The organism is Siccirubricoccus soli, assembly GCF_024178315.1.
Classification (GTDB): Bacteria; Pseudomonadota; Alphaproteobacteria; order Acetobacterales; family Acetobacteraceae; genus Siccirubricoccus; species Siccirubricoccus soli.
This window is the reverse complement of record NZ_JAMZIK010000001.1, coordinates 70,878-95,009: the sequence shown is the minus strand read 5'-3', so window position 1 is coordinate 95,009 and position 24,132 is coordinate 70,878. Positions and strand designations below refer to the sequence as shown.

The 24,132-nt window shown below is 67.8% G+C and carries 14 protein-coding genes and 1 pseudogene; 9 read left to right on the top strand and 6 right to left on the bottom strand.

Features of this window, described 5'->3' with window-relative positions; genetic code table 11:
* The first annotated feature begins 12 nt into the window (after positions 1-12).
* The 4 genes and pseudogenes from NJ376_RS29075 to NJ376_RS00365 all read left to right on the top strand — a co-directional run bounded on the left by NJ376_RS29075 (position 13) and on the right by NJ376_RS00365 (position 4,144).
* Complete coding sequence (locus NJ376_RS29075; RefSeq protein WP_370287710.1) at positions 13-168, top strand: hypothetical protein; 156 nt, start codon at positions 13-15, stop codon at positions 166-168.
* Positions 169-220: 52 nt separating this feature from the next.
* Positions 221-403 (top strand): annotated as a pseudogene (locus NJ376_RS00375) (IS481 family transposase); the annotation flags it as partial.
* A 20-nt stretch (positions 404-423) separates the two neighbouring features.
* On the top strand, positions 424-570 hold the full coding sequence (locus NJ376_RS00370) for a hypothetical protein (protein WP_252951227.1): 147 nt from the start codon (positions 424-426) through the stop codon (positions 568-570).
* A 427-nt stretch (positions 571-997) separates the two neighbouring features.
* Complete coding sequence (locus NJ376_RS00365) at positions 998-4,144, top strand: Hachiman antiphage defense system protein HamA (protein WP_252951226.1); 3,147 nt, start codon at positions 998-1,000, stop codon at positions 4,142-4,144.
* Between the two features lie 670 nt (positions 4,145-4,814).
* On the opposite strand, the gene NJ376_RS00360 is transcribed toward NJ376_RS00365, so the two are convergent.
* The 6 genes from NJ376_RS00360 to NJ376_RS00335 form a co-directional block, all read right to left on the bottom strand.
* On the bottom strand, positions 4,815-4,982 hold the full coding sequence (locus tag NJ376_RS00360; RefSeq protein ID WP_252951225.1) for a hypothetical protein: 168 nt from the start codon (positions 4,980-4,982) through the stop codon (positions 4,815-4,817).
* 661 nt (positions 4,983-5,643) lie between these two features.
* Positions 5,644-6,378 (bottom strand): hypothetical protein, encoded by a 735-nt coding sequence (locus tag NJ376_RS00355; RefSeq protein WP_252951224.1) that lies wholly within the window; start codon positions 6,376-6,378, stop codon positions 5,644-5,646.
* A complete protein-coding gene (locus NJ376_RS00350) occupies positions 6,354-6,962 on the bottom strand; it encodes a hypothetical protein (RefSeq protein WP_252951223.1) in 609 nt (202 codons plus the stop codon). The genes NJ376_RS00355 and NJ376_RS00350 overlap by 25 nt, the downstream gene beginning before the upstream one ends.
* Before the next feature lies 1 nt (position 6,963).
* Positions 6,964-8,802 carry a MotA/TolQ/ExbB proton channel family protein gene (locus tag NJ376_RS00345; protein WP_252951222.1) on the bottom strand — a complete coding sequence of 613 codons (1,839 nt, stop codon included), beginning with the start codon at positions 8,800-8,802 and terminating at the stop codon, positions 6,964-6,966.
* Positions 8,803-8,846: 44 nt separating this feature from the next.
* Positions 8,847-14,087 (bottom strand): hypothetical protein, encoded by a 5,241-nt coding sequence (locus NJ376_RS00340; RefSeq protein WP_252951221.1) that lies wholly within the window; start codon positions 14,085-14,087, stop codon positions 8,847-8,849.
* A gap of 353 nt (positions 14,088-14,440) precedes the next feature.
* Positions 14,441-15,175 carry a hypothetical protein gene (locus NJ376_RS00335; protein WP_252951220.1) on the bottom strand — a complete coding sequence of 245 codons (735 nt, stop codon included), beginning with the start codon at positions 15,173-15,175 and terminating at the stop codon, positions 14,441-14,443.
* 119 nt (positions 15,176-15,294) lie between these two features.
* Between NJ376_RS00335 and NJ376_RS00330 the strand changes: the two genes are divergently transcribed.
* The 5 genes from NJ376_RS00330 (at position 15,295) to NJ376_RS00310 (ending at position 23,817) form a co-directional block, all read left to right on the top strand.
* A complete protein-coding gene (locus tag NJ376_RS00330; RefSeq protein WP_252951219.1) occupies positions 15,295-15,969 on the top strand; it encodes a recombinase zinc beta ribbon domain-containing protein in 675 nt (224 codons plus the stop codon).
* Entirely contained in the window at positions 15,966-16,418 is a 453-nt protein-coding gene (locus tag NJ376_RS00325) for a hypothetical protein (RefSeq protein WP_252951218.1), read from the top strand. The genes NJ376_RS00330 and NJ376_RS00325 overlap by 4 nt, the downstream gene beginning before the upstream one ends.
* Positions 16,419-16,589: 171 nt before the next feature.
* Complete coding sequence (locus NJ376_RS00320) at positions 16,590-17,831, top strand: metallophosphoesterase family protein (protein WP_252951217.1); 1,242 nt, start codon at positions 16,590-16,592, stop codon at positions 17,829-17,831.
* Positions 17,828-21,388 carry a YhaN family protein gene (locus NJ376_RS00315; RefSeq protein WP_252951216.1) on the top strand — a complete coding sequence of 1,187 codons (3,561 nt, stop codon included), beginning with the start codon at positions 17,828-17,830 and terminating at the stop codon, positions 21,386-21,388. The genes NJ376_RS00320 and NJ376_RS00315 overlap by 4 nt, the downstream gene beginning before the upstream one ends.
* Positions 21,389-21,783: 395 nt before the next feature.
* Positions 21,784-23,817: an antitoxin Xre/MbcA/ParS toxin-binding domain-containing protein gene (locus NJ376_RS00310; protein WP_456308885.1), complete on the top strand. Its 2,034-nt coding sequence runs from the start codon at positions 21,784-21,786 to the stop codon at positions 23,815-23,817.
* Positions 23,818-24,132 lie beyond the last annotated feature (315 nt).

Below are 24,132 nucleotides of genomic sequence, written 5' to 3'. Positions count from 1 at the left end.
CTTGCCTCTGGCCTGAGCATCACCACCACGGCAGAGGGGATCGAGACCGCCGAGCAGTTGGATGTCCTCCTGGCCAACGGATACAATGAGGGCCAGGGCTATCTGTTCGGGCGGCCCATCGGCCGCGCCGAGGTCGCCTCGGTGATCGAGCGCTTCAAGCTTGGCTAGGTGCGGTCCCGAGGTGTCTTGGTGCGTTCTTCTGTGTGCAGGAGGACGCCCTATGGCAGCGGGTCTTCACGGCTCAGCCCGTACGACGCCGCGTGTTCGAGCCGAGGTCCAAGCGAAGAAATCAAGCATTTGAGCCTTGTTCGTCCAGTAGGGGCTGAACAACAAGGCCGTGGCCGATTGGCAAAGGCGGCCGTTGACCGGCGACGCTTCCATAGGGCTGGCCAAGCCCCACAGCCCCCCTGATCGCGGCAGACGATGCGTGTGGCGCTGGCCCGCATCATCCTCATGCAGCCCGATGTCATGCTGCTCGACGAGCCGAGCAACCACCTGGGTCTTGAGAGCCTGATCTGGCTGGAGCGCTTCCTGACGATCGGTGGCGGCCGGGCCGGAAAACCGGACTGACGCCGATAGCGGAGGGCGTGGCACCTGTCACTGCACGTGTCGGCTTGGCTCTAATGAAGACGTCGACGCGATCGCTTCGGTACCGGCGGCCAGCCTCGAGAGCCGCCTGGCCGCATTCGTAAGGTCATTTCCATCGAGATGACGATCAGATCAGGGGCGTTGGCGACTACCCCCGTCGTCGATCATTCCTTTGTCGCCCATCGAGTGCTCCGCGAAGTGCGTCGGGATCGCCGACCCCCGCAAACGCCCGATGAAATCTTGTGTACAGCAACAAGCCGTTTGCCCTCAGGTTGCGGTTGGGCCGCCCATCGGCTCTAGTTGGCCGTTTCCGCACGAGCCGGATCGATGCAGCCGAACGAATCGAGATCATACCCGCCACGCCGCCGCCCGGGGAACCCGAGCGCCGGTGCCCGTGCCTCGGGCTAGGATGGCGAACGGCGGAGCGGATCGCGACGGACCTGATGCGGAGGCGGAAGCCCTCGCTCGCGCGCTCGCGACCCTGCTGAATCCTTCGAAAATCGACGGCGTGGTGAACTGCTGCGTCCGGGCGGTCCATGACGAAGCCTGGGAAGGCCCCCGGACCGGGCTGCTGCACGTCCGGTTCGGCGAGGACAGGCCACGGGTGGAGGACCTCGCCTACATCCTCTGGACGGAGTGCATGTACTACGCACTCCCCCGGCGCAGGCAGGAGAGGTTCCGCCGCGAGATCGCGGCGGACATGACGGCGGTCGCGCGATGCTACCGGGCCGTCAAGGACCTCTTCATCGACTTCAACGCGCGCCATCCCGAGCGCGCGAGCGAACTGGGCGAAGTGCTGGCCTACTGCCTGGTGCAGGAGTACCTCGGGGCCGCGCAGGTGGCGAGCAAGATGTCCTTGAAGACGGCGGCCAACATGCCCGTCCACGGGCTCGACGGCATCCACGCGGTCTTCGAGAACGGCGCGCTGACGGTCTACTTCCTGGAGTCGAAGCTGGCGAGCGAGGGCCGGCGGGGCGTGGCGTCCTACGCCGCGTCGGCCGCCGAGTTCCTGGGCGACCGCCGCCAGTACCTCCGCGAGTACGAGATCGTCGCGGACCTCGGGAACCTAGACGCGCTCGAGGGCGAGGCAAGGCAGCGCGCACTCGACCATTTCGACGTAATCGGCCAGACGGACGATCTCGCCTACAGGCGCATGGCGCAGTCCATCGCCCTGAACTCGCTCATTGTCGCGGGGGGCGACGAGGGAGCGTACCAGCGCGGCCGCCGCATCCTGACGGACCTCGGCAACTTCCCCGCGCTCGACCGCGTCAGGCGCGAGGGTGCCGAGACCGGGGCCTCGTTCCTCGACGCACTCCGCCGGACGCTTTCGCGCGAGATGAACACCGTCAGGGTCGGCGACCAGTGGATCCCCCTGACCGACTTTCAGAAGGACGCCTGGGACGAACTGCCCGACGCGCGGGCGATCGCCATCTCGGCGCCGACGTCGGCGGGCAAGTCGTTCCTCGTCATCGAGCACCTGTGCCGGCAGGTCGAGCGGGCGGCGTCCTTCCGCGCCGTCTACGTCGCTCCCACGCGGGCGCTCCTGTCGGAGGTGAGCGCGAAAATCCAGAGGCGCCTCGGCGAGGCGGCCGACGTCAGGATCACCACCGTGCCGACGCAGGACCCCTCCGGCCCGGACCGCCAGGTCTTCGTGCTGACACAGGAACGCCTCCAGGTGCTGCTCGCCGCCTCGGCCGTGACGTTCGACCTCGTCGTCGTCGACGAGGCCCAGAACCTCTCGGACGGCTCCCGAGGGATGATCCTCCAGGATAGCGTCGAGCAGGCGGTCAGCCGAAGCGGGACGACCCGCCTCGTGCTCCTCGCACCGGGTGCCCGCGGCTTCGAGGCGGTCGGCGCCTCGATCGGCGCGCCCGACCTCACCGTGGCGCGTTCCGAGCTTCCCTCCGTCCTCCAGAACAGGATCCAGTTGAGGAAGGCGGAAGTCGGCAACGCGCTCGAACTGGACCTACTGACGCCGGACGGTCCGCGGCGGCTCGGCACCTACCGGAGCGGGCGGGGTTTTGACGTGTCGGACAGCCGACTGGCCGCCGCGGCCCTCGAGCTGGGCTCGACAGGGGGATCCCTCGTCTACGCGACCGGCCCAACGGACGCGGAGAAGGTCGCGCGGCAACTGTCCCACGACCTTGAGGACGGCGGCGACCCCACGCTGGCCACGATCTCCGATTTCGTGAGGAAGCACATTCATCCCGACTACACGCTCGCCGGCATGATTCGGAAGGGCGTAGCGTTCCACTACGGCAGGATGCCGACTCTCCTTCGCGAGACCCTCGAGGGCGCTTTCCGCGACGGCCATGTGAAGTTCCTCGTCTGCACGACGACGCTGTTCGAGGGCATCAACCTCCCGGCACGGAACGTCTTCATCGACACGCCCACAAGGGGCACGAAGAAGCCGCTCGCTCCCGCGGCGCTGTGGAACTTCGCCGGGCGCGCCGGGCGAATGTCCGCCGACATCGTGGGAAACGTGTTCCTCGTCGACTACGAGGACTGGCCGGACAAGCCCCTCGACGCGTTCGTCGGCTACGAGGTCCAGTCCGCGTTCCTGCGGACGGCCTCGGAGGTTCCGGACCGCTTGCTCGGGGCGTTGGGCGGCGCCATGCCTGCCGAGTTGCCGAATGATGAGGACGCTCCGCGCGTGAGGGCAGCCGCCGGGCTGCTTATCTCCAAGGCCGCCCGGAGCGAGGTCCGCGGGTACGTCGACCGTACCCTCGGCAGCCTCGACGAGGGGCTGCGCACCCGCCTGACCGAGGCGAGCATCGCCGCCAACGAGCGGATCAGTCTTCCGGCGACGCTGCTGGCGACCAACTGGACCGTCGACCCCTTCGGCCTGCGTCGGCTCTACGACAACATGCTGGAGAAGGTCGAGGAGGGGAAGACGCGCAGGCTGATACCCGTTAGTCCGCTCGGGAAGGGGGCCAATAAGTCGTACAGCTCGATCTTCTCAAGGATCCACAGGGAGGTAAACGGGGGGAGCGTCAACTTCGCGGTCCTCGTGTCCGGCATCGCTCTCGATTGGATGCGCGGGCTGCCCTATCCCGTAATGCTCGCCAAGGCGGTCGAGCGGCAAAGGAGGTTCGACGCGAAGAGGCGCGAGGCCAACAGGATCATCCGCGAGAAGAACCCCGCCAGCAGGGTCCAGGATCCCGGCGAGATCGTCGTGGACGACGTCGTCCGCCGGGAGTTCGACCTCATCGAGGACCAGGTACGCTTCCGCTTCGTCCAGCTCGGCAAGGCGTACATCGACATCCTCAACATCGTCCTTCGGGAGACCGGGCAGGAAGGGTTGATCGGCGACGTCTACGATTTCCCGTTGGCATTGGAGTTAGGCATCTCGACCAAGTCCGGCTGGTCGTTCATGGAGCTCGGCCTGTCCCGGATCGCCGCGGCGGCCCTCCAGCCGGAGTTTCCCGACAGCAACCTGACGCCTGATGCGGCGCGCAGGTGGTTGGCGGGAATCGAGGATATCGGCACGCTGCGCCTCGGGCCGGTGATCGTGGATGAACTGCGGCGCTTGAAACTCGTACGCCCGGCGGGGTGATCCGACCTGGGTGGAAGCTCCGACATAGTTCGTCTGGACCGCAACATTGCCGCCAACACGGATGCGCCCCCGGGGGATGACGGCGATGTCGACCATTCCGTTCCAAACAGGCCCTAGTTTCCACGTCGCATCGCCGCCGACGGGTCGTGAAATCACGGTCCGCTTCCAGCCTGATCCGCCTAAAAGCAGACAGCCGGCTTTCGGCCAAGAGCGGAGCTTCCTAACCGGGCCCCACGGCACGAGCGGGGTCGTTCTAGCGTGGGCGAGGATTCCTTCTGAGCAGCGGCGGATCTGAGTTCGTCGCCAGAGCCAAACGGCGGGGCAGTTCGTTTTCCAACTGCTGCTGGAGTTGCTGTCTGGAGATCGCCCATTCGCCTAGGTCCGAACCTAGGGACTAAATCGGCCAAGTCCCCGGGTCCGGAGAGGAAACGCCACCCGGAGAGAGAATTCCGGCCCTACGTGGCCCCAGCACTCCTAAGGTCCCTGCGCTCACCCTGGCGCAACCTGCGGTTCCAGGCGCCGGTCGGCCAACCGGAGAGCGAGTTTGCAGGAAGGAATGGTGTGGCGAGAGGAACCGGGGGCGAACCGTCTCTGGAGCTCGATGCCGACCCAGCAGGGGCGAAGTACAAAGACTGCTCGCTACCCACATGCCGCAGAGCTTTTCTCGCCATCAGTTCACAAGCTCGAGCGGGTAGCGCGTCGAACAGAGCACGTAGGCACGCGGCTGGCTGTTGACCGTGGTACGGAAAACGAGCTGCTGGTTGAGCCAGGGCCGCTCCTGAGAGTCGATACTGATCGCGAAGTGACGCTCGAGTGTTCCGCCGGAGCGGATCAGCACCGCGACCTCATTCGCCGTGGAACGCGCAGCGTTGCCTGGACCGAGCGCCCAATCGAGCAAAGTCAGCCCACCGCCGAGCGTTAGGCCAGCGAGCGGTGGCAATGGCAGAGAACCGACTGCTGCGGCCCCTTGGACCCAGTATGGTACCTTGGCGTCAGCCACTTGCCCATAGAGGTCACCTAGGACCCTCGGCCAGCTACCGTCCAATGTCGCTGAAGCGAGGACCTTCTGCCCGCTCGTGGCACCGCCGGTGACTTGATTCCGCTGAGCTCGCGTCATTCGCGCCCAATGGCGATCGGAGGTCACTTGGCCACGGAGGCTGAAGGGAACGTTCCCAAGCTTCTGTCCCAGGTCCCGACTGTTGTACACGGTTTGGCAAGCGAGTCTGGACGGAGCGCCGTAGGTCGTGCCTGCCGTCTCATACCATTCAGCCGCTGATGCTGGCGCGGAAATCGCCAACGAAACCGCGACTGCAGACAAGCTCAATGATTTCCGCACAAGCGCCTCCTCTAGCACGGAGTCAATCTTCCGGACGTAGGGTGCTCCCCAATCCGGACACTCCGCTGGGTTGGTTGACTGCCAGGTAATGAACTTGCCGGGCAACCGCACGCGCGAATCGCTGAGCGGATGGACGATGCGGTGGTCTTCGACCCAGGCGACATCACTTCCTTGTCCATTCTACGCCGCAAATTGCAAGACGCGGCTCGTCTCCCCAAAGCGGCCGAGCGGCGGTTCCTATGCTGATTCGCGGCCCTTCAAGCAGTTCGCCAAACGCAAGCCTGAATGTCTCCCTGAACGGCGGATCGGCGGAGCTGGATCGATCGGTCGAGGTCGTGAGCGTCACATGCAGCGGGTCACGCCTGAGCAGGACGCCGTCCGCGCGGTCGAAATACATGGCGTCCGCCCGCCAGGAACCGGGCTCCGGGTCGTGCAGGCGCAGCACGAATGTACGATTCCGGAGCGGCCTGTTCGGATCGTCGCTGGCAGCGTAGGCTGCGTTGGGCGACCAAGCCACGTCGAACCCGATGAGCGAATGCGATCGCATGCCGGGCAGCGTGCATTGCGCGGGGCCGGCCGCCCGCTCAAGCTGGTCCACGCCGACGTAGAACGCGGTGTGCTCCACCGCCGGCTCGGGCGCGTACCTCATGATCACCGCCGAGGGAGGCGTCACGCGGATGCGCAGCAGCGCCCCCGGATCCTGGTGCACCGTCCACTCGAACCGCACGAACGGGATGGCTGCCTTGCTGCCGCCCGCCTGCGGGGCCTGAAGCGCAGCGAGCGCGACGAAGAGGAGCACCATCGCCCCGAGCGCGTTCGCCAGGACATCCAGGAAGCTCAATGCGGTGGCGGCGCCGCCCGTCCGGGCGCGTGCTAGCCGCCGTCCTTGATCTCGCATCCGCTCTCCGGCCGCATCGTCCGGTGGTTGATCCGGCTGATGATCCGGTACCTTCGGCTGTCCGGACGCGCCGCGCAATCGAACCTGAACATCGTGGTGGCGTAGGAGCGGTGGATCAGTATCCAGCCGGACGGCGCAGAATTTGCGTACACCTCTAGACCTGTCTCCCTCAATGAGGTGAACGACTGATTGCTGGCCCGAGCGGCAAAACCGCGATCGAACCTCCTGAGGAACCCGATCGCGAACTTCCCCTGCGCGGCAAGCGGGCGCTGTACGTCAGCGACCACGACCCGGTCGTTGCCGCCGCTTGGGACGAGCCACCCGGAAAGCGTTGCATCGCCCGGCGCCGCCCCCCCGATCTCGACCGGCTGGTCGAACCGCACCTCCAGGTCGAGCGGCTCCCTGCCAAACGCGCCGCGCACCTCGGCGGGAGGGGCCTCGCCGAGGAGGCCCGCATTCGAGCCTGGTGTGCCGAGGACGACGCCGAAGACGACGAAGAGAAAGATCGCGGCCGCGAGGCCGCAGCTGATGCAGTCCACGAAGCTGAGCGAGAGGGCCCCATCGCCGTCCTGGTCCGCGCGCACCTCAGTCCCCCACCGCTTGCGGCGTGACGGCTCCTCGGACGCTCGCCGGAGCGTGCTCCGCCGGATCGATCGCCTCGATCAGCGCCTCCTCGAACTCGAGGAGCAGCAGACGCTCCCTCGCCGTCTCCCGATCAATGAGGAAACCAGTCACCAGGCCGGCGGCAAGCGCGAAGAAGGTCGTCGAGAAGGCCAGCCCCAGGGGGCCAGTGACAACAGACATGGCCGCCGCGCGCTCTTCCTGACCCGCCGCGCGCACGATTGAGTCGGCGCCGCTCAGCCCGTAGAGGATGCCGAGCACAGTGCCGATGAACCCAAGCGCAGGCAGTGCGCGGGCCAAGTATCTCGGCAGCCAAGCCGTTTCATCCACGATCGCGCGGCGGGCCTCGCAAAATTCCCGGAACAGCTCGGGCTGCGGCTCCCCGACCAGGAGCCGCTTTACCGCCTTGCTGGCCATAAGAAGAGCCAGGCTGTCCTTCCTGATGTGGCCCGCATGGTGGCACCAGAGCAGTCGTTCAAGCCTTGTGGCAACGCGCGGGTACCGATCTCTCAGTAGCTGTGCAGCAGATCCAGCCGGAGATCCGTTCCTCCCTGGGGAGCTCCAGAGCCTCTCTCCGGCGGACCTCCTGCCGGACGCGAGCCACCGGTCCAGCGTGGCGACGATGTCTTGCACCACAGCCCGGCCTTGCTGTCCGTGCGGTGGTGCGAGCCTGCGTTGCTTGGCAAGCCATTCGGTGAGCCACCGAACCTCGCGGCGGAGGCGCCAGCGCATGAATGTCCTAGCCGCGATCAAGGACGTCAACAGGAGCGTCGTCCAGACGAGGAGGAGCTGAGGCCAGCCCTGGAGCATGTCGATCCAGAACCGCTCAGTCTCGACATCCGGTGCCGTGCGGGCGCGGCTGAGCAACCTGCGGATGAAAACCTCGGCGACCTGCGTTGCCGCGCGCTGCTCCTCGGCCGCGGGCTGCGGCGCCGCGGCACCCTCCGGCACTGACGCAGCGCTCGCCTGCCCTGAGCCTGCGGGGGCCGGAGCGCCCGCTTCGAGCGGAATAGCGCCTGCGAGGAGCAACAGCGCGCGCGCCGCGGCGGTGTCGCCCAACGCGTCGCTCCCGAATGAGAAGGCGTAGCTCGTGAGGCCCGGCACACCCGACAGCGCGCCATTCTCCGTCCACGCGCACTGGCAGCCGCCTCCTATCCTGCGCGGCCTGTCGCGGGCCTGTCGGAGGAACGCTTCCGATCTTCCGGGATATCCCGCCAAGGCCTGGGCCAGTGCGGCCTCCCAGCACACCGACGACGGCGCCCCCCCGCAGCCGCCATGGGCGTTCCCGAGCCTTGCTGCAAGACGCGTCACGAACCACAGTTGTCCGATGTCCCGCAGATCCCGCCCGCCATCCCTGACCACGGCCTCCATGTGTGCGATGAGCTCTTGCACCGGCCGGTCCGCCTCACCGACCCGCTCGCCTGTGAACTCGGATAGCTCACGGTCTGGCTCCACAATTCCCAGCACTCTAAGCACCTCGAAGAGGTCGGCGCGGGTCGGCGGCCGTGCGTCAGCGAATTCCGGTCTGCCGGTGGAGGGGGCGGGTGCCGTCGTGCCGCTGGCGTCCGGCTCCTGCTGTGGCGCGCCAGCCGGTGTGTCGTGCAGCCGCCCCGCACCGACCCAGGCCACCGGGAGAAGGGCCTTGCCGGCGCTGTCCTCGAGGATGACGCGCAGGATCGGCGTCGCGCGATAGGCATCCGCCAATTGCCCTCGCAGTTGCTGCAGAGCTGCTCCGTAGAGCAGCAGCGAAAGGCCGGCGGTGACGACCGCGAGCAGCAACTGCACCGTCAGGGAGGGCTGCATATGCAGCCGTCCGTCACCAGGCCTGGAGGCAGGACGCACCTTCGTCATTGGCAGGAACCGGGTTGAGCGCGCGCCAGGAACACGCCACGTGGGTTCGCTCGAAAGTACGGCGCCCAGTCGCTGGGCTGGCCGGCAAGGATCGACAGCATCTGGCGACGGTGGTTCGCCGAAGACCAGTTCAGGATCGTGCTGTCGCGTACGAGGTCGCCATTCTTATTGAGAGCGTCGATCAACTCCGGCTCGCCCAGGCAGCGTCGCTCCACTGGGCTCGAGCCGTCGCTAGCCCGGGGAGTCGGGCCACCATTCCGTGGCCACGCGAGCCACCAGATCGCCGTCCGGTCGTCAATAACGTAACGACCGGCCGCGATGGGTACTTCGCCTGCCGTGCTGGCGCCGCCGAGCACCAGTTCCGAGTCCCGGCCCCAACCTGCCAAGGTGTCGCAGAGGCTGCGAAGAAGCCGTAGGGCGTCCTCATGGGCGTCGCCGGCCACCGTGCGCGGGCGGGTGAGGAGCACCACCCCGTGGCGCTGATCGTGCAGGGCAACCAGGAAGAGCCCGCCGGGGGCTGTCGCCTGGAGCAGGGCGCAGCGGCTTTCCCGGTCGGTCAACAGGCGGAGGTCACGATCGAAGCGCGGCGCGGCAGCGAGAAGGCGCGCGATCGGTCCGCTCGGCTCCCGCTCCAGTATCCGATAGAAATCTGCTGCAGGAGGTGGCGAGTTGCGCCACTGCTTACTGCCGGGAAGGCCGCCAAGGGTCGGTCGCTCGATCGAGATCTCGCGCACGTTGTCGTATCTGAGACGGTCCAGAACGTAGGCCGGCTCGAGCCGCCAGCCCGGCACAAGATCGGAAGGAGGCAGCGAATGCACGCGTTGCACCGTCCACTCGCGGTCCTTCCTAGCCACGGCCTCTGCGAGCGTCCGCAGGAGATGACCGCCCACCTCCGTCATACGCCAACCGTTCCGTCGCGCTGTAGCTAGGTCGGAATCGAAGATCACGCGGTCCGCGCCCGACGGCAGCGGCAGGCCCAAAGGTTCCGCCTGGTACCGGAACACAAGCACCTGGAGCCTGGGCTCACCGTCTGCCGGGGCCACGACCGCGACTTGACTGCTCTCTGCGGCGGGCCCTCCAATGTCGGGAAAATGAAAGCTCTGATACGGAAGGTCGGCCACATCGAAGCAATCGACCACTGTCCCATTGCGCGAGGCTTCGTACACCGCTCTCGATGCGATGCGCGTCCAGCTACCGTTAAGCCAGGCAAAGTTAGCTTGTTCGACGACATCCGCTTCAAAGACGTGACCCGGTAGCACTGGGGTCTCAAGCCACCAAAGATTAACTTCGGCCTCCGTGGCCCGGTTGTGGCTTGCAGGGGTACGGAAAGGCCCGACATGGTCGGAGCGTTCTGCGCAATGGTCGCGAACAGGTCCTACCTTCGTCCAGTTGAAGTTGCCGCGGCCTGCGACGGTGCCGGGGTTCGGATCGGGCGTCGGAGGCGGCGTGGCGTTCGGGTTGCGCGGATCAGGCTCCGGCGCAGGCGCTCGTTCGGCCTGCTCCGAAGCGCTGCCGTCGAGCGGGTCACCGCCCCCGGCCGCTTGGTCGGTCGGGTTGCCGCCCGGGTCAAGCAGGTTGATGGTGATCTGGCGGTTCTTTAGCGCATTCCAGTCAAGCTTGAAGTCCAGCAGGGCGCGGATTGCGCGCTCGATGACGCGGGCGTCGATTCGGGTGACCGACGGGGCGATGATGCGCACCTTGGCGCCGAACGCACGGAAGCTCAGATCCGCCTTGGAGAGGTCGAGGCCAACGGAGGCGCTCGACACCCGGTGCCCGAACGCGCTGAGGTCCAGCGAGCCGCGGCCGCTCGGGTTGCGGAAGTCCGCCCCAGAGGTGATGCCGAGCGTGGCAGTACCGACGCCTGGCCACCGCGCCTCGCCGCTCACGACAGCCTGCTGCGTACCCCTAAGCCCGATAGAGAAGGTGCCAGCCGTTCTCAGCCCAAGGAGTGACGTCTCAGCCGATCCCTCGACACGGCCCTGCCCAGCATCGATCACCGTCGCTGACGCGACGCGTAGGATGCGGGCCAGCGGGCCCTCCGTCTCGCTCATGAGGTCAATGCGAGAACGGTTGAAATCCACCGTGCCGCGCGTACGGAACAGCGGTATGTGGCGCAGGATCGACAGGTGCCCGTCCGTCCTTAGGACTCGGCTAGGGCCATCTCCCTCGATCGTCCCCCGCAGCACAAGAAGGAATCCGGGATCATCGCCGAAGAAGGCGACGTCGGCGCTCAGGGCGAACCGTCCGGCAGGCTCCCGCCAGAGGGTACCGCCGACGGTGTTCAGCTGGAAATGGGGAGGGATTGGGACTGGGCCGGGGAGCCTCGCCGCGACCGTGAAGCTGGGGGGCAACCCCAAGCCGTGGCGGTCGAGCACGATACCTCTCGCCCCGAAGCCGATCGTGTCGCCGAGCTTGAGGTCAGCGGTGAAGGTGACGCCGAAGCGCTTGTTCGCCGCATCGATCAGCGGCTCGACATCGTCCACTGCCAGCCCTGAGCCGAGCGTCAGACCGCCCAACGCGCTTGCAACCTCGGAGACGACGGACCCGAGCAGGGGGGCCACAAGACCATTGAAGTCATCCTCCACCTGCACCCTGAAATCAGGAAGCGTCACGAGAAACGGCAGCAATACTCCATAGCCGACGTCGGCCTCCGCTCGGACCACCAGTTCCGGGCCCTTCCCCGGATCCGCCAAGTGTAGGTTCGAAAGGTGCCGGCCGGTCCCGCGGTCTCGGGCGAGACGGATGCTTTCAGGCCGGACGCGCCCGAGAGCAGCGAGGCTCGACGCAAGCTTTCGCGCCTCCCTTTCCACGGCATCCAGCAAGAGCGCCTGCAGCGCGCCTCGGAACGCGTCTCCGGCCTGGGAGAACGAGAGCCGGACGGCGTCCACTGCGATCGGATCGGCGACGCCCGGGACGGCGAGCGTCAAGTCGGCCTCTGCGCCATCGTCGACAATCCGCGCACCGCGCACCGACACGAGCTTGTCGAGACCGGGCGCGACGGCGCGCATCGCGGTCTCGACCAGCCGGGGAGGCAGCGCGACCCCCGCGAACGAGATCTGCCGTGCGGACAGGGGCTGTCCGGGACGCCATCCGCCCCCGACAGTGACGCCTTCCAAACGAAGGCCCTGCTGATCCCTGCTCTCAAAATTGGCGCGGAGGTGCCCTCTGACGCCGCCCTCCCATGTTGCGTTACGCACCACGAAGGCGAGACCCAGCAGGCTGATCTCGCGCCCCTCTAGGCCTCTTACCCAAGCCTGCACGTCGAGACCGGCGCGAGCGAGCAGCCAATCGCGCGCACAGGCTGCGAGCATCTCTCCGCTGAGACCCGCAGCGCGGATCACCGAAGCGACGACCTCATCGGGCTGGCCGGACCACGGGATCACCATGCTGTGGCGTACAGGGGCGTCCCTCGTCTTCAGTGCGGCGACCAGCCGAATTGCCCCCGATGGCGTCTGCACGACCTCCAGGCCGAAGGTCTGCACGCAGGCCCCGCGGCCCAGTTCTAGAGCATCGAGCCGCTGACTTACGAACCGCGCGAATCGGGGCAAGAGCTCGGCCGGCAGGGTCGCCGCAATCAGTTTGGGGCCGAGCCGCTCCGCGAGCAGATCGATGTCAAGCGCCGCCTCAAAGCGCAGCGGCGCTGCCGATTCGCCCGCAGCGAGGGCCAACCAGCTTGGTGACGGCACCTCGAATTGCGCATTGATGCGGACCGCCGAACGCGCCGCATCGAAGCGGTAGTCCTGCACTTCAAGCGTGAGAGGGCTGCCGATGCCTTCGAGACGCAGTGCCAGGCGCGCCTCGTCGACGCGTTGGCGGATTTCGAGTTCGAGATCTTTGCGGATAGCCTCTATGATCCTGTGAGGGTCTTGCTCCTTACCATCGACGACGAGCCTCAGTTCGAACTCCTTTTGCAGGCCGAGCGCTGGCACGCCCGCCTCCAGGATCAGGGAGATGTTGCGAAAATCGCTCGAGATCTCCGGCCTGGCCCCGCGCAGGCGCATGAAGGCGGGGAGGCCTAGCCTGCCCAGCGTCGGCGCCAAGGCGTCCATGCGGACGGATTCGATGCTCGGAGACATGATGTTGACCGCGTAGCGCCGCGGGCGCCGGATCCCACGATCGTCACGGACGCTCTCCACGTTCCGGACCACGACCCCTAGGGGAAGCGTCTCGGCCGGCCGGCCCTCCGACTCGCGCACAAGGACGAGAGCATAGGAGTCGGCCGAGCCGGCGATGTCCTGGAGCGCCGGCCGTGGCGTTGCGCCGGCCTGGTCCTGCGCAGCTGCGCCACCCGGGACCTCAGCCGTCCCGATATAGTGGGGTTCGACAAGGCCCCCGCCGGGCATCAGATCCGGACGCGCGGCGGTCGCTTCCTCAACAGCGTTCAGACATGTCTGGGACCAAGCACTGACAGCGCCGGCAAGCTTCGCTGCGAGCGCACGGGCGGACTGCAGTTGCTGGCGTAGTTGTGCTGAGACGGCAATCTGCTTCCCGTCGCAGATCCTGAGGCCATCCTGCAGGGGGCTTGCAAGCGTTTCTGAGAGCTGAAGAAGTAGTTCCCGTGTCGGTGGCCACGCTTGGTCGCGCGGCCAGTCGTCAGGCCGGCTTACTGGCCACGCCGCGGCATCACCCACTTCGGTCGCGAGCAAGCGCAGCTGCCCGCCGAGACGCCGATCGAGCGTCACGCGGCCCAGCTCCGCCCTAACCCGCTCCTCCACCTGACCGGGGTTGGGCGCGGGGCGGCTGACAAGATCTGCAAGAATATCGGGCACCACAGGCGCAAGCGCCTCAAGTACTGCACGCGCTTCGATAAGTTGCAGCGGAACATCCAGGGTGCCCGCTGCCGTGCTACCAACAACGGCATCCAGCCCCCGACAATACCGCTCCCGGTCCGCGCCAGCGAGGAGCGGCCTGAAATCACCCGTCCCCAGGGCGCGCAGGGTCTCCGGCTCCTGAGCTACAGTCGCCAATGCCCTTGCCACGCGCTCCCAGCCGATGCGCGCAAAGGGGGAGGCCTCGCGCGGATCTGCCGCCGCCTCGAGATCTTGCCAGTTGCGCGCGAAAAGCCACCACGACTCCGCCTCTGCAGTAGGCCGAGCGCGCCAGCAGGCAGAGAAGTCGAGGCTGTGACCGAACGACGGAGTGGACAACACTAGTGCGGCGGCCAGAGCTCCTCGGACCACGGCAGGAGAGGGCAAACGCATACGACGCAGCTTGAGCAGCGATGTAAGTCGGCGCATCGTGCCGTGTCCTCCCAACCACGCGCAGTCGGCGAGACTTGCGCCCCGCCGCGTATGCTCCTCCGGAGTCAGAAAGGAGCGCATTTGCCGCACGCGGCATGGTTGCATCTGCTTTGGTATCACATTTCTTTTCTAGGGTAGGCAACCGTTCTCAATAAGCAGCAAGCGCGGTATCGAAATTGTGATTTGTGTGACTCCAAGCTTGGCCCGGGTTAGCGGGAAGAGCCGCTGCGCTTGGGCCCATGCGGATGACGATGGCCCCTAAATGATCCTGTTCATCATTAACCAGCTGGCACGCGGGCTGGTGCTGCTGAACACACGGATGCGGATGACGGGCTGCCTGTTCTGAAGCGCTACGGCACCTGCCGCTTCGTGACCGCCACCGAGAGCGTGGCCGGGCCGAGGTCGAAGGTGGCCGTGGGCGAGATGTTGCGCGCCATCACCCGGACCGTGTTGTTGGTCCAGGCCGCGGCGTCGAGTTCGATGAAGCGGGTCGAGGAGGCCAGGGCCGCATCAGCCAGGTCGCCCTGCCGGCAGCCCGTGACCGTCACGTCGAGCAGGCTGGTGGCGCCCGGGGCCAGGTTGGGCAAGTCCCAAGAGACCTCGGCGGCGAACTCGCGCTGGCCCACCGGCACGCTGGGCGTGCCGCAGAGCAGCGCCGGGGCGTGCTCCGGCAGGCCGTAGAGCCGCAGCGCCTCAAGCTCGATCTGGCCATCGAAGCCGACGATGCCGATCTGGGCATAGGCGACCGCCTCCGCCACCCGCTGCCAGACCGGCTCGATATCGGCCGCGGTGCTGAACTGCAGGGTGGCGTAGCCCCGACCAGCCTCGAGGCGGGCGGCGGTCACGCGGCCCAGCACATCGCGGGCATCGCCCCGGCGGTGGGTGTTCAGCACCGGCGCCTGGCCGGAGCGGAGCGCAGCCATGCGCACCGCCTCTGGGCGCATGTCGAGTTCCTCGGTGATGGCGCCGAGTCCGACCACGTGGTTCCGAGCCCGGGCGCCGGTGGACCACACCACCTCGACAGTTCGCGCCGCGCGGTCGACGGTCGCCGGCGCGGCCAGGGCGCGCTGCGCCACGATCGGCACGGCAGGGGTATCCGGCGCAGGGTCTCCCCCATGCACTTCGCCAAGCTGGTCGAGGTGTTCGACGCCAACGACGTCACCTTCGTCTCGGTGAGGCGGTCCGGCGGCTGCGCGCGGAAGGCGTGCTGACCAAGACCGGCCGGCCCTTCGACAAGGGGGCGCTCTACCGACTGCTGAACAACCGAACCTACCTCGGCGAGGTGAGCCACAAGGGCAAGGTCTACCCCGGCGAGCACCGGGCCATCGTGCTGCGGGAACTGTGGGATCGCGTCCACGCCATCCTGCAGGAGAGCCCGCGGGTCCGCGCCAACCAGAACCGGCGGCAGACCCCAGCCCTGCTGCGGGGCCTGATCTTCGGGCCGGACGGGCGCGCCATGTCGCCCACCCATACGCGGCGCCGTGGGCGGCTCTACCGCTACTACGTCAGTCAGGCCGTGCTGAAAGGGACGGCCGACGACTGCCCGGTCCGGCGGCTGCCGGCGGCCGAGATCGAGGCGGCGGTCATCGACCAAGTCCGGGCGCTGCTGCGGCAGCCGGAGGTGGTGGTCGGTACCTGGCGGGCGGCGCGGGCCGAGGCGCCGGACCTGACCGAGGCGGAGACCCTGGCCACGCTGGAGCGGCTGGACCCGCTGTGGGACGAACTGTTCCCGGCCGAGCAGGCCCGCATCGTCCGGCTGCTGGTGGAGCGGGTCGAGGTCAGCCCCAGCGGTGCCGACATCCGGCTGCGGCTGGAGGGGCTGGCCAGCCTGGTGCGGGATCTCGCCGGCATCGGTGCCGAGACCCGGAGGGCCGCATGACGGCGGCCACCAGCGTCACGGTCCGCGTCCCGCTGACCATCCGCCGACGTGGCGGGCGGAAGCTGGTGGTCACGCCGGATGGCAGTAGGCCTGGCGCCGCACAGGCGCGCACGCGGGCCGACCCGGCCCTGGTGAAGGCGCTGGCTCGGGCGCATCGGTGGAAGCGGCTGTTGGAGAGCGGGCGATACGCCTCGCTCAGCGAATTGGCCACCGCCGAGCGGATCGACCGGTCCTATCTCGGCAAAATGCTGCGGTTAACCCTGCTGGCGCCGGACATCGTGGTGACGATTCTGGATGGGCGGCAGTCAGCTGATCTTGGGCTACCTGCGCTGCTCGAGCCCATGCCCAACTTGTGGGAGGAGCAGCGCAATACAGTTGTCGACCAGCAGCAGCGTCTTCCTGACCCGACAGTTCACGGTTCAAGCCATGGCGGGCAAGCGCATGTTTGAGGTCCATGACCGTATGGGGCGGAGAGCGGCTGCTTATGCTGCCGCTAGGTCCAGCAAGATCGACGAACTACCCCAAGAAACGTCCCGCGATTCAGACGAAGATCCGCTCGCTTAGAATGTTCCAGGCCTGTTCCGCTTGCGATTTGGATACGGCTTTCGCACCCTGAGCCGATGCGGTTCATCCACGCTGCCGACCTCCACTTGGACAGCCCGCTGACCGGCCTCCGGCAGCGCGCGCAGGAGCGCGCCTCGCACTTGGCGGACGCCAGCCGCCGGGCGCTGGAGCAGATGGTCACTTACGCGCTCGAAGAGCGCATCGACCTCGTGGTGGTGGCGGGTGACCTGTTCGACACGCAGGCCGCCGACTTCAACTCTGCCCTCTTCCTCCTGAAGCAACTCGCGCGCCTCAGCGACGCGGACATCCCGGTTGCCTTGATCCGCGGCAACCACGACGCAGCGAACGCCATGTCGAGGAAGGTGACGTGGCCGAAGAACGTCCACGAGTTCGGCGCACGCGCCCCAGCGACATGGGAGATCCCCCGCCTGGAGGTGGCAGTTCACGGCCAAAGCTTTCCCCATCGCGAGGTGCCAGAGAACCTTGTGCTTCGCTACCCAGCGCCGAAGGCGGGTTGGTTCAACATCGGGCTGCTCCACACTTCCTTGGACGGGCGGCCAGGGCACGCCCCCTACGCGCCCTGCTCCGTGCAGGATCTCCGCAACCGCGGCTACGATTACTGGGCGCTCGGGCACGTGCATGGCCACGAAGTGGTAGATCGCAATCCTCACGTCATCTTCTCCGGCAACCTCCAGGGGCGCCACTCCCGCGAGTGCGGCCCAAAGGGCTTCGTGGTCGCGACGGTGGAGGGCGGCCGCGTGAGCGCCCTGGAGCATGTGCCGATCGATGTTGTCCGCTGGGCGCGCCTAGCGGTCGACGTCTCCTCCGCATCGACGGTTTCCGAGGTGTGCCCACTGGTGTCGGCGGCGCTTATGCGCGAGGTCCAGGCGTCGGGCGACCGCACCCTTGCCGTGCGCATCGTCCTTGAGGGCGCCTGCCCTGCCCACGTCTCGCTCGCGGGCGACCCCACGACGCTGCTCGCCGAGTGCACCGGCGTGGCCCTCCAGTGCGGCGGCGACGTCTGGATCGAGAAGGTAGAGGTCCGCACCAGCCACGCGGCGGTGGCCGCTGCGGAGGGTCAGACAGCCGCCTTCGCGCCGATCATCAAGCGCATCGGCGCCGACGAGGCTGAACTCGGCGAAATCCTTGCCCCCGTGGCCAGCGGCCTTTCTCGCCTGCCGCCCGAGGTGCTCGCGCTGCTGGACGTGGACGGGAGGAACGCGGAGGGGCGCGACCGGCTCTTGGCCCTCGACCAAGCCTCTGTGCTGCGGCGCATCACCGGCCGGGTCGGCGCATGAGGATCGACCGGCTTCACCTCGACCGGTACGGGGTCTTCACCGACACCTGGCTCGACTTCCGCGGCGACGGGGTCCGGCTGCATATCGTCTACGGGCCGAACGAGGCGGGGAAGTCGACCGTGCGGACGGCGGTCGGCGACCTGCTCTACGGCATCCACCTGCGCTCGCAGATCGGCCTCCGCCATGGCAACAACGCGCTGCGGATCGGCGCCGAGCTTCGGAACGTCGATGGGGAGGTGCTGGTCGTCCGGCGGCGCAAGGGCAACGGCCAGACCCTGCTGACGGCGGGCCGCACCGAGACGGGCCTGCCCGAGAGCACCTTGCAGCCCTTCATCAGGGGCCTGACGCGGGAAGAGTTCGAGGCGATGTTCGCTCTCGACCACGAAGGTCTGCGCAAAGGCGGGCTGCGGATGCTCGAGGAAGGGGGTGACCTGGCTCGCTCCCTTGTCGAGGCCGGGACTGGGCTCTCCGAGATCGGCCGGGCCCTGAAAGGCCTGTCAGAGGAACTGGACGAGATCGGCGACCTCGCCCGCAGGGCTTCCACGAAGCCGATCTGGAAGACACTGGACAGCTTTGAGAAGGCCCGCGACGCGGCCCGCCAGGGCGCGCTGCGTCCGGACGAGTGGAAGCAGCAGGAGGAGCGGCTCGCGGATGCGGGGCGCTGCCGGGCAGAGCGCGCCGAGTCGCTCCTCGCCATCCGCCGGAGCAAGTCGCGCCTCGAGCGCGTGCGCCGCGTCGCCCCCCTGCTCCGGCGCCTCCAGGATGCGCGGAGGAGCCTGGACGCTCTCGCCGATCTACCCGTCCTGCCGCCCGACTTCGACGACCTCTGGCAGAAGGCGGGGCTGGAGCGCGCGAAGACAGCCCAGCGCCTGACCAGCGCGTCCGAGGCGCTCGATAAGGCCCGCGACCGGCTGGAAGGAATTGCTTCCCCGGACGCCGTCCTCGCGCTCGCGATGGAGATTACTGCCCTGCACGGCGATCTGAGCCTGGTCAGAAAGGCCATTTCGGACGCCGTCGGCGCCCAAGCGGACGTCCGGGAGGCGACTGAGGCGCTGCGCGGCCACGCCCGGGACCTCGGGCTACAGGGCGAGGTCGGGGAAATCGCCACGCGCGTCCCGCCCCTGCGCGAGGCGGTGCAACTGCGCGAGCTCATCGACGCCGCCCTGGAGGCCGACGCCCAGGCGCAGTCCGCCGCCACCGCGCTCGAGGCGGCCCGGGACCAGCACCGGATCGCTGTGGCCGTGCTCGAGGCCTTGCCCGCACCCATCGACGTGTCGGCGATCAAGACTCTTGTCGCTGACCTTCCGAAGGCGGCCGACTTGCTCGCGCGCCGGGCTGCCGCGCAGCGCGCGGGCGCAGAGGCGGAGCGCAAGCTCGCCACCGCTCTCGCAACGCTCGGCGGCTGGGACGCGGGCGCCGATGGTCTTGAGATGCGTCTCTTCCCCGGGGTGGAAGCCGTCCAGCGCCACGAGACGGCCATGCGCGACGCCCGGCAGGCCGTCGCTGCCGCCGAGGCGGAGGTCCGCCGCCTGACGGTCGAGGTCGAGCGGGAGGAGGCCGAGCTGGCCACCGTCGTGGCGTCCAGTGGCGCCGTCCCCACCCGCGCCGTCGTCGAGGAGGCGCGCGGACGGCGCGACGCGCTCTGGTCGGCGATCCGCGCCGTACGGGTGGAGGGCCGCGAGCCGTCGCCGGAGCAGGCGGCGAGGCTGGCCGAAGGCGGGCCGGACCGCTTGGACGCGCTGACCCGCGACGCCGATCGGCTGTCCGACCGCCGGGCCGACGAAGCGGGGAGGGTGGAGCGGCAAGAGGCAGCCAGCGTGAAGGCCGCCCGGCTACGTGTGGAGCTGCGCGCGGCGGAGGAGACGCGGGCGGAGGCGGCGCTCCTGGATGAGGCGGCCCATGCCAAGTGGCAGGCGGCCTGGGCAGGCACGGGCGTCTCGCCGCGCACGCCGGAGGACATGCGGTCGTGGCTGCTCCGGCGCGATGACGTGCTGCGCGAGCTGAAGGAGCGGCGGGAGAAGATCGAGGCGCTCGCGCTGGCCGAGGCGGAGGTGGCGCGCGTCCGGGAGGCGCTCGTGCGGGCGACGGGAGCTTTCGGCGCGGATCTCGGCGGCGACGAGACGGTCGCCGAATTGCAGGCGGTCGCCGCAGGGCGGATCGCGAAGGAGGACGCGGCGGCGGCCGAGCGTCGGACTGCCGAGGCGAAGGTGGTGTCAGAGGCCGGTCGGGTGGCCCTCGCGCAGGCGAAGGTTACCGAGACGGCGAAGAAGTCCGAGGAGCGGCGCTCCGAGATGGCGGCCGCGATGCCAGGCCTCGGCCTGTCCGCGGACGCCTCGCCACGCGAGGCGTCCGCCGTCTTGTCGGCCTGGGAGGGCATTCGTCAGCGCGTGGCCTTCCTCAACACGGCGGAGACCAAGCTCTTCAAGGCCGAGGAGACCCTGGAGGCGTTCCGCGCCCGGGCGATCGCCGCCGCCGGTCAGATCCCGCACGAGACGCTTCCCGCCGACCCCGGCATGCAGCCTCTTGAGACGGTTGAAGCCCTGATGAAGCTGCTGACCGCTGCGCGGGAAGCGGACACCCAGGCGCAGGCGGCGAGCAAGGCGGTGGCCGAGTCGGAGGAGGAGCTGCGGAAGGCGTCCGTGGCCCTGGACGAAGCCGAGGCGCAATGCGCGCGGCTGCGGTTCATCGTCGGGGCGGAGACGGATGCGGCGGTGCCCGCGATCTCGGCGCGGGTAGCGTCGGCCGGGAAACAGCGGGAGGAGGTCGGCAAAGCCGAGGCGGATCTGCTAGCGGCGTCCGACGGGATGTCCGAGGCGGAGCTGGAGGCCGAGGTGCGGGCGAGCCCGCCAGACCAAGTGGCGGCCGAGCTGAGCGCCCTTGAGACTGAGGAAGCCCGCCTTCAGGAGGAACTGGAAGGGGCGCTGCGGGACGAGGCCGAGGCCCGCCAGGCCCTAGACGGATTCGAGGGACGCCGCGCCGCGGCCATTGACGCCCACGAGGCGGCGATCGCGGCTCAGGAGCTTGCGTCGCTGGCCGAGCGCTGGGCGGTGGCCACGACCGCGAAGGCGATGCTTGAGCGCGCGATTGAGCTTTACCGGGCGGAGAACCAGGACCCGCTGCTCGCGCGCGGCAGCAAGATCTTCGCCCGCCTCGCGGGCACCGGGCCCAACCCCTTCGTCCGGCTGGAGGCGAGCTACCCTGAGGTCGGCCATCCGCAACTTCAGGGCGTGCGCGCGGACGGCGGCCCTTGCGACGTGGAGGGCATGAGCGAGGGGACCCGCGACCAGCTTTTTCTCTCGCTTCGTCTTGCCGCGGTGGAACGGCGCGTTGCTACCGAGGGGCCGATGCCCTTCCTCGCCGACGACCTGTTCGTCACAACGGATGAGGAGCGACTTGAGCGCGGACTCAGCGTGCTGGCCGAGTTGGGTGAGCGGACGCAGGTAGTTCTCTTCACGCACCACCGCCACGTCGCCGAAGCCGCCCGGCGCCTGCCTGGCGTTGCGATGCATTCTTTGGGCGGCAACACCATGTCTCGGGAGCCCGTCGCTGCGGCCTGAGCGGCGGTGGTGTCCAGGCGCTGTTGAGACGCGGCCCCTACGTGAGGAAGGGCGGTGGGCTTCGACGCGGCGTAGGTCGTGTTCGAATTTTGCAGCTTACGTCTGGTGTGGGTTGCGTGCGGTCGTTTTTGGCTCGTGAGGGAAAGGCCTGAGACGCAGACCCGGCTCCCGGGCTATGTCCGCGATCGGCTCCCCGTGGCCGCAGCGCGATCACCGGAGCCGGCGAATCAGGTCAGCCACGCAGGAGCAGGCCGGCTGGCCGCACGGCGTTGGACCCGCAGCCAGATTCAAGGGCGTCCAGGGAGGAGGCTGGCTTTCGGCTGTATTCGACGTGGCGGGACATTCGGGCAGCCCCTAAAGTGGCATGAAATGAGAACAAAGGGGGATGGAGGCGGGTGGTCGCCCCCACCGTAATATTGCGTCCTCGTGCCCTGGCGCCCTATGAGCAGCCTGCTCGGCATAGCCGGATCTGGGCGTCCATCGTGGCTGGCAGACAGACGCAAGGCCTTTCCTTCAGCGACGACCTGTTGCCGCTTGGAGAGGCCGCAAGCGGGCGCTTGGTGCATATCTCGGAAGTGAAGTCAGGGCTGGCCTGCGGATGTGTCTGCCCAGCTTGCCAGCGGCCACTGGTGGCCCGGAAGGGCAAGGTGCTGACCCATCACTTCGCCCACCAAGCCGACCCGGAGAATAGCTGTTCGGCCTCAGTCGCATTCGAGACCGCGTTACACCGCCTGGCGAAGCAAGTCATTAGCGAGCGCCGGCGCTTAACGTTGCCCGAGGTCAGGGCGAGCCACTTCGGCAGGGAGCGACTAATCGCAGCCGGGACCGAACTCCACTTCGACACGGTGGAAGAGGAGGTTTGGATGGGCGCAATCCGGCCGGACATCATCGCCACGGCCGGCGGCAAGCGGCTGCTCGTTGAGGTGGCCGTCACGCATCCCTGTGACGAGAACAAGATCGCTCTGCTACGATCCCGCGATCTCGCGGCGGTCGAAATCGACCTGTCCGATGTGCCGCGCGATGGGTCGCTCGAGATGCTGGAAAATGCCATCCTCCACAGCGCGCCAAGAGCCTGGCTGCACAACACAAAGCTCGCGGCAGCGCAGGCCGAGTTGACCGCCCTCTATGAGGAAGAGGTCAGGAAAGCGGAAGAGCAGCGGGAGCGGAAGTTCGCCGCGGCGGCAGCCAAGCTCGCAGCAGCATACCGATCGGCCGATCTGCAGAGGTTTGACGAGAGTTATGAGCCGCTCGGGCGGGTGCGGGACTCCGACTTGGCACAGCATGTAGGAATTGAAATAGCCGGCTCGGGATGCTTCGCCGTCGAGCCCTGGGTCTGGCAGTCCTTTCTCCTTGCTGGTCTCTTGAGCAATGTGCTGGGTCAGCATGCCTACACGGAGGGCGTAGAGAAGCTCCTCAAGCCTGCCTTCACGAACCTCGCGGAGCAGCACCATGGGGCGTGGCAGGGCCTTGCGCGCCATCTCCCGGAGGAGATCAGGCACCCCAAGGAGGTCGTGGCAGACTACTTCAAGCGGCTGCGCGACGAGGGGATCGCACAGTACGCAGTGACCGGCGGCACAGTCCTGCGACCGGAGGTCTTCGAGTGGGCAAGGCAACGGCGGGAAAGAGCCGCAGGTATCCGGTCGAGGTCTCTCACCGTCCTCAGCCTCGCCCGCAGCATCCTGCCCCAGTCGGGCGCGAAGGACGGTTCTGAAGTGTGGTTCGATCGCCCACTGGCCGAATTCGGTGGCCTCTCACCGCGGAAAATCGCCGCGGCGGGCGGCAAGGCACACCAAGATTTGGTCGGGCGTCTGTCGGCCATCGTGCGGATGCTGCAAGGCGGTCCAGCCGTTGAAGAGGACCTCCTCGGCCTGCCCGTGAGAGGCGAGCGGGACAAGCGCAAGCGGGAGATGGTTGAGTTGCAGGCCGCCCGGCAGCGCCGCCAGGAGGAGGCGGAGAGGCTGGCTGAGGCTTCACGGAGGGCTGCTGCGGAGCAGGAGCAGCAACGCGTCAGGGACCATCTTGCCAAGATCCGGTGGACCGCCCGCAGTTATCTCGGCGACAAGCGAGGGGATGAATGGCTGCGCACCCCGCTGTCAAAGCTCTCCGGGCGTTCCGTCGAGCAGGTCGCAGAGGGACCTGTGTCGGGCTGGGAACTGTCGATCGTGGAGGAGGCGCTGAACAGGAGGCTCGCCGAGTTCTACGCCGAGAACCAGCGAGATCAGGAGCGCCAGGATCGGGCTGCAAGGGTCGTGGCCGAGGCGACCGTGACCTTTGGATCTATAGAACGGGCGCGGGCCTGGATGCGGTCGCCACTGCCTGCGCTGCAGAATCGGCGACCGGAAGAAGCGTGCGCCGATGTGGCCGGGCTGGAGGCCTGCCTGGCGGTGCTGAAAGGCCATCGTAGCCGGCCTGCCGCGAAGCGCCGATAAGGCAACTCTGGGCTTAAACCTGGTTGGCTGCGCTGAGCCCGGGCGCAACCGCACTGGCATAGGCTCCAAAGTTCGTTGCCAGAGTTGATTGGTCAGGCAATCGAGTCTCCAACCACCGCGGGAGTTGCCGTCCGGAAACCGGCTTTTTTCCTGGGCTCAAACCTTGGGACTAAATCGGCCAAGTCCCCAGGTTTGGAGAGAAACTGCCCTCCGGAGAGCGAATTCCGGCCCGCTCCGCCCCCGGCACTCCCAAGGTATCTTCGCCAACCCTGGCACAACCTGCGGTTCCAGGCGCCGACTACCCAACCGGAGAGC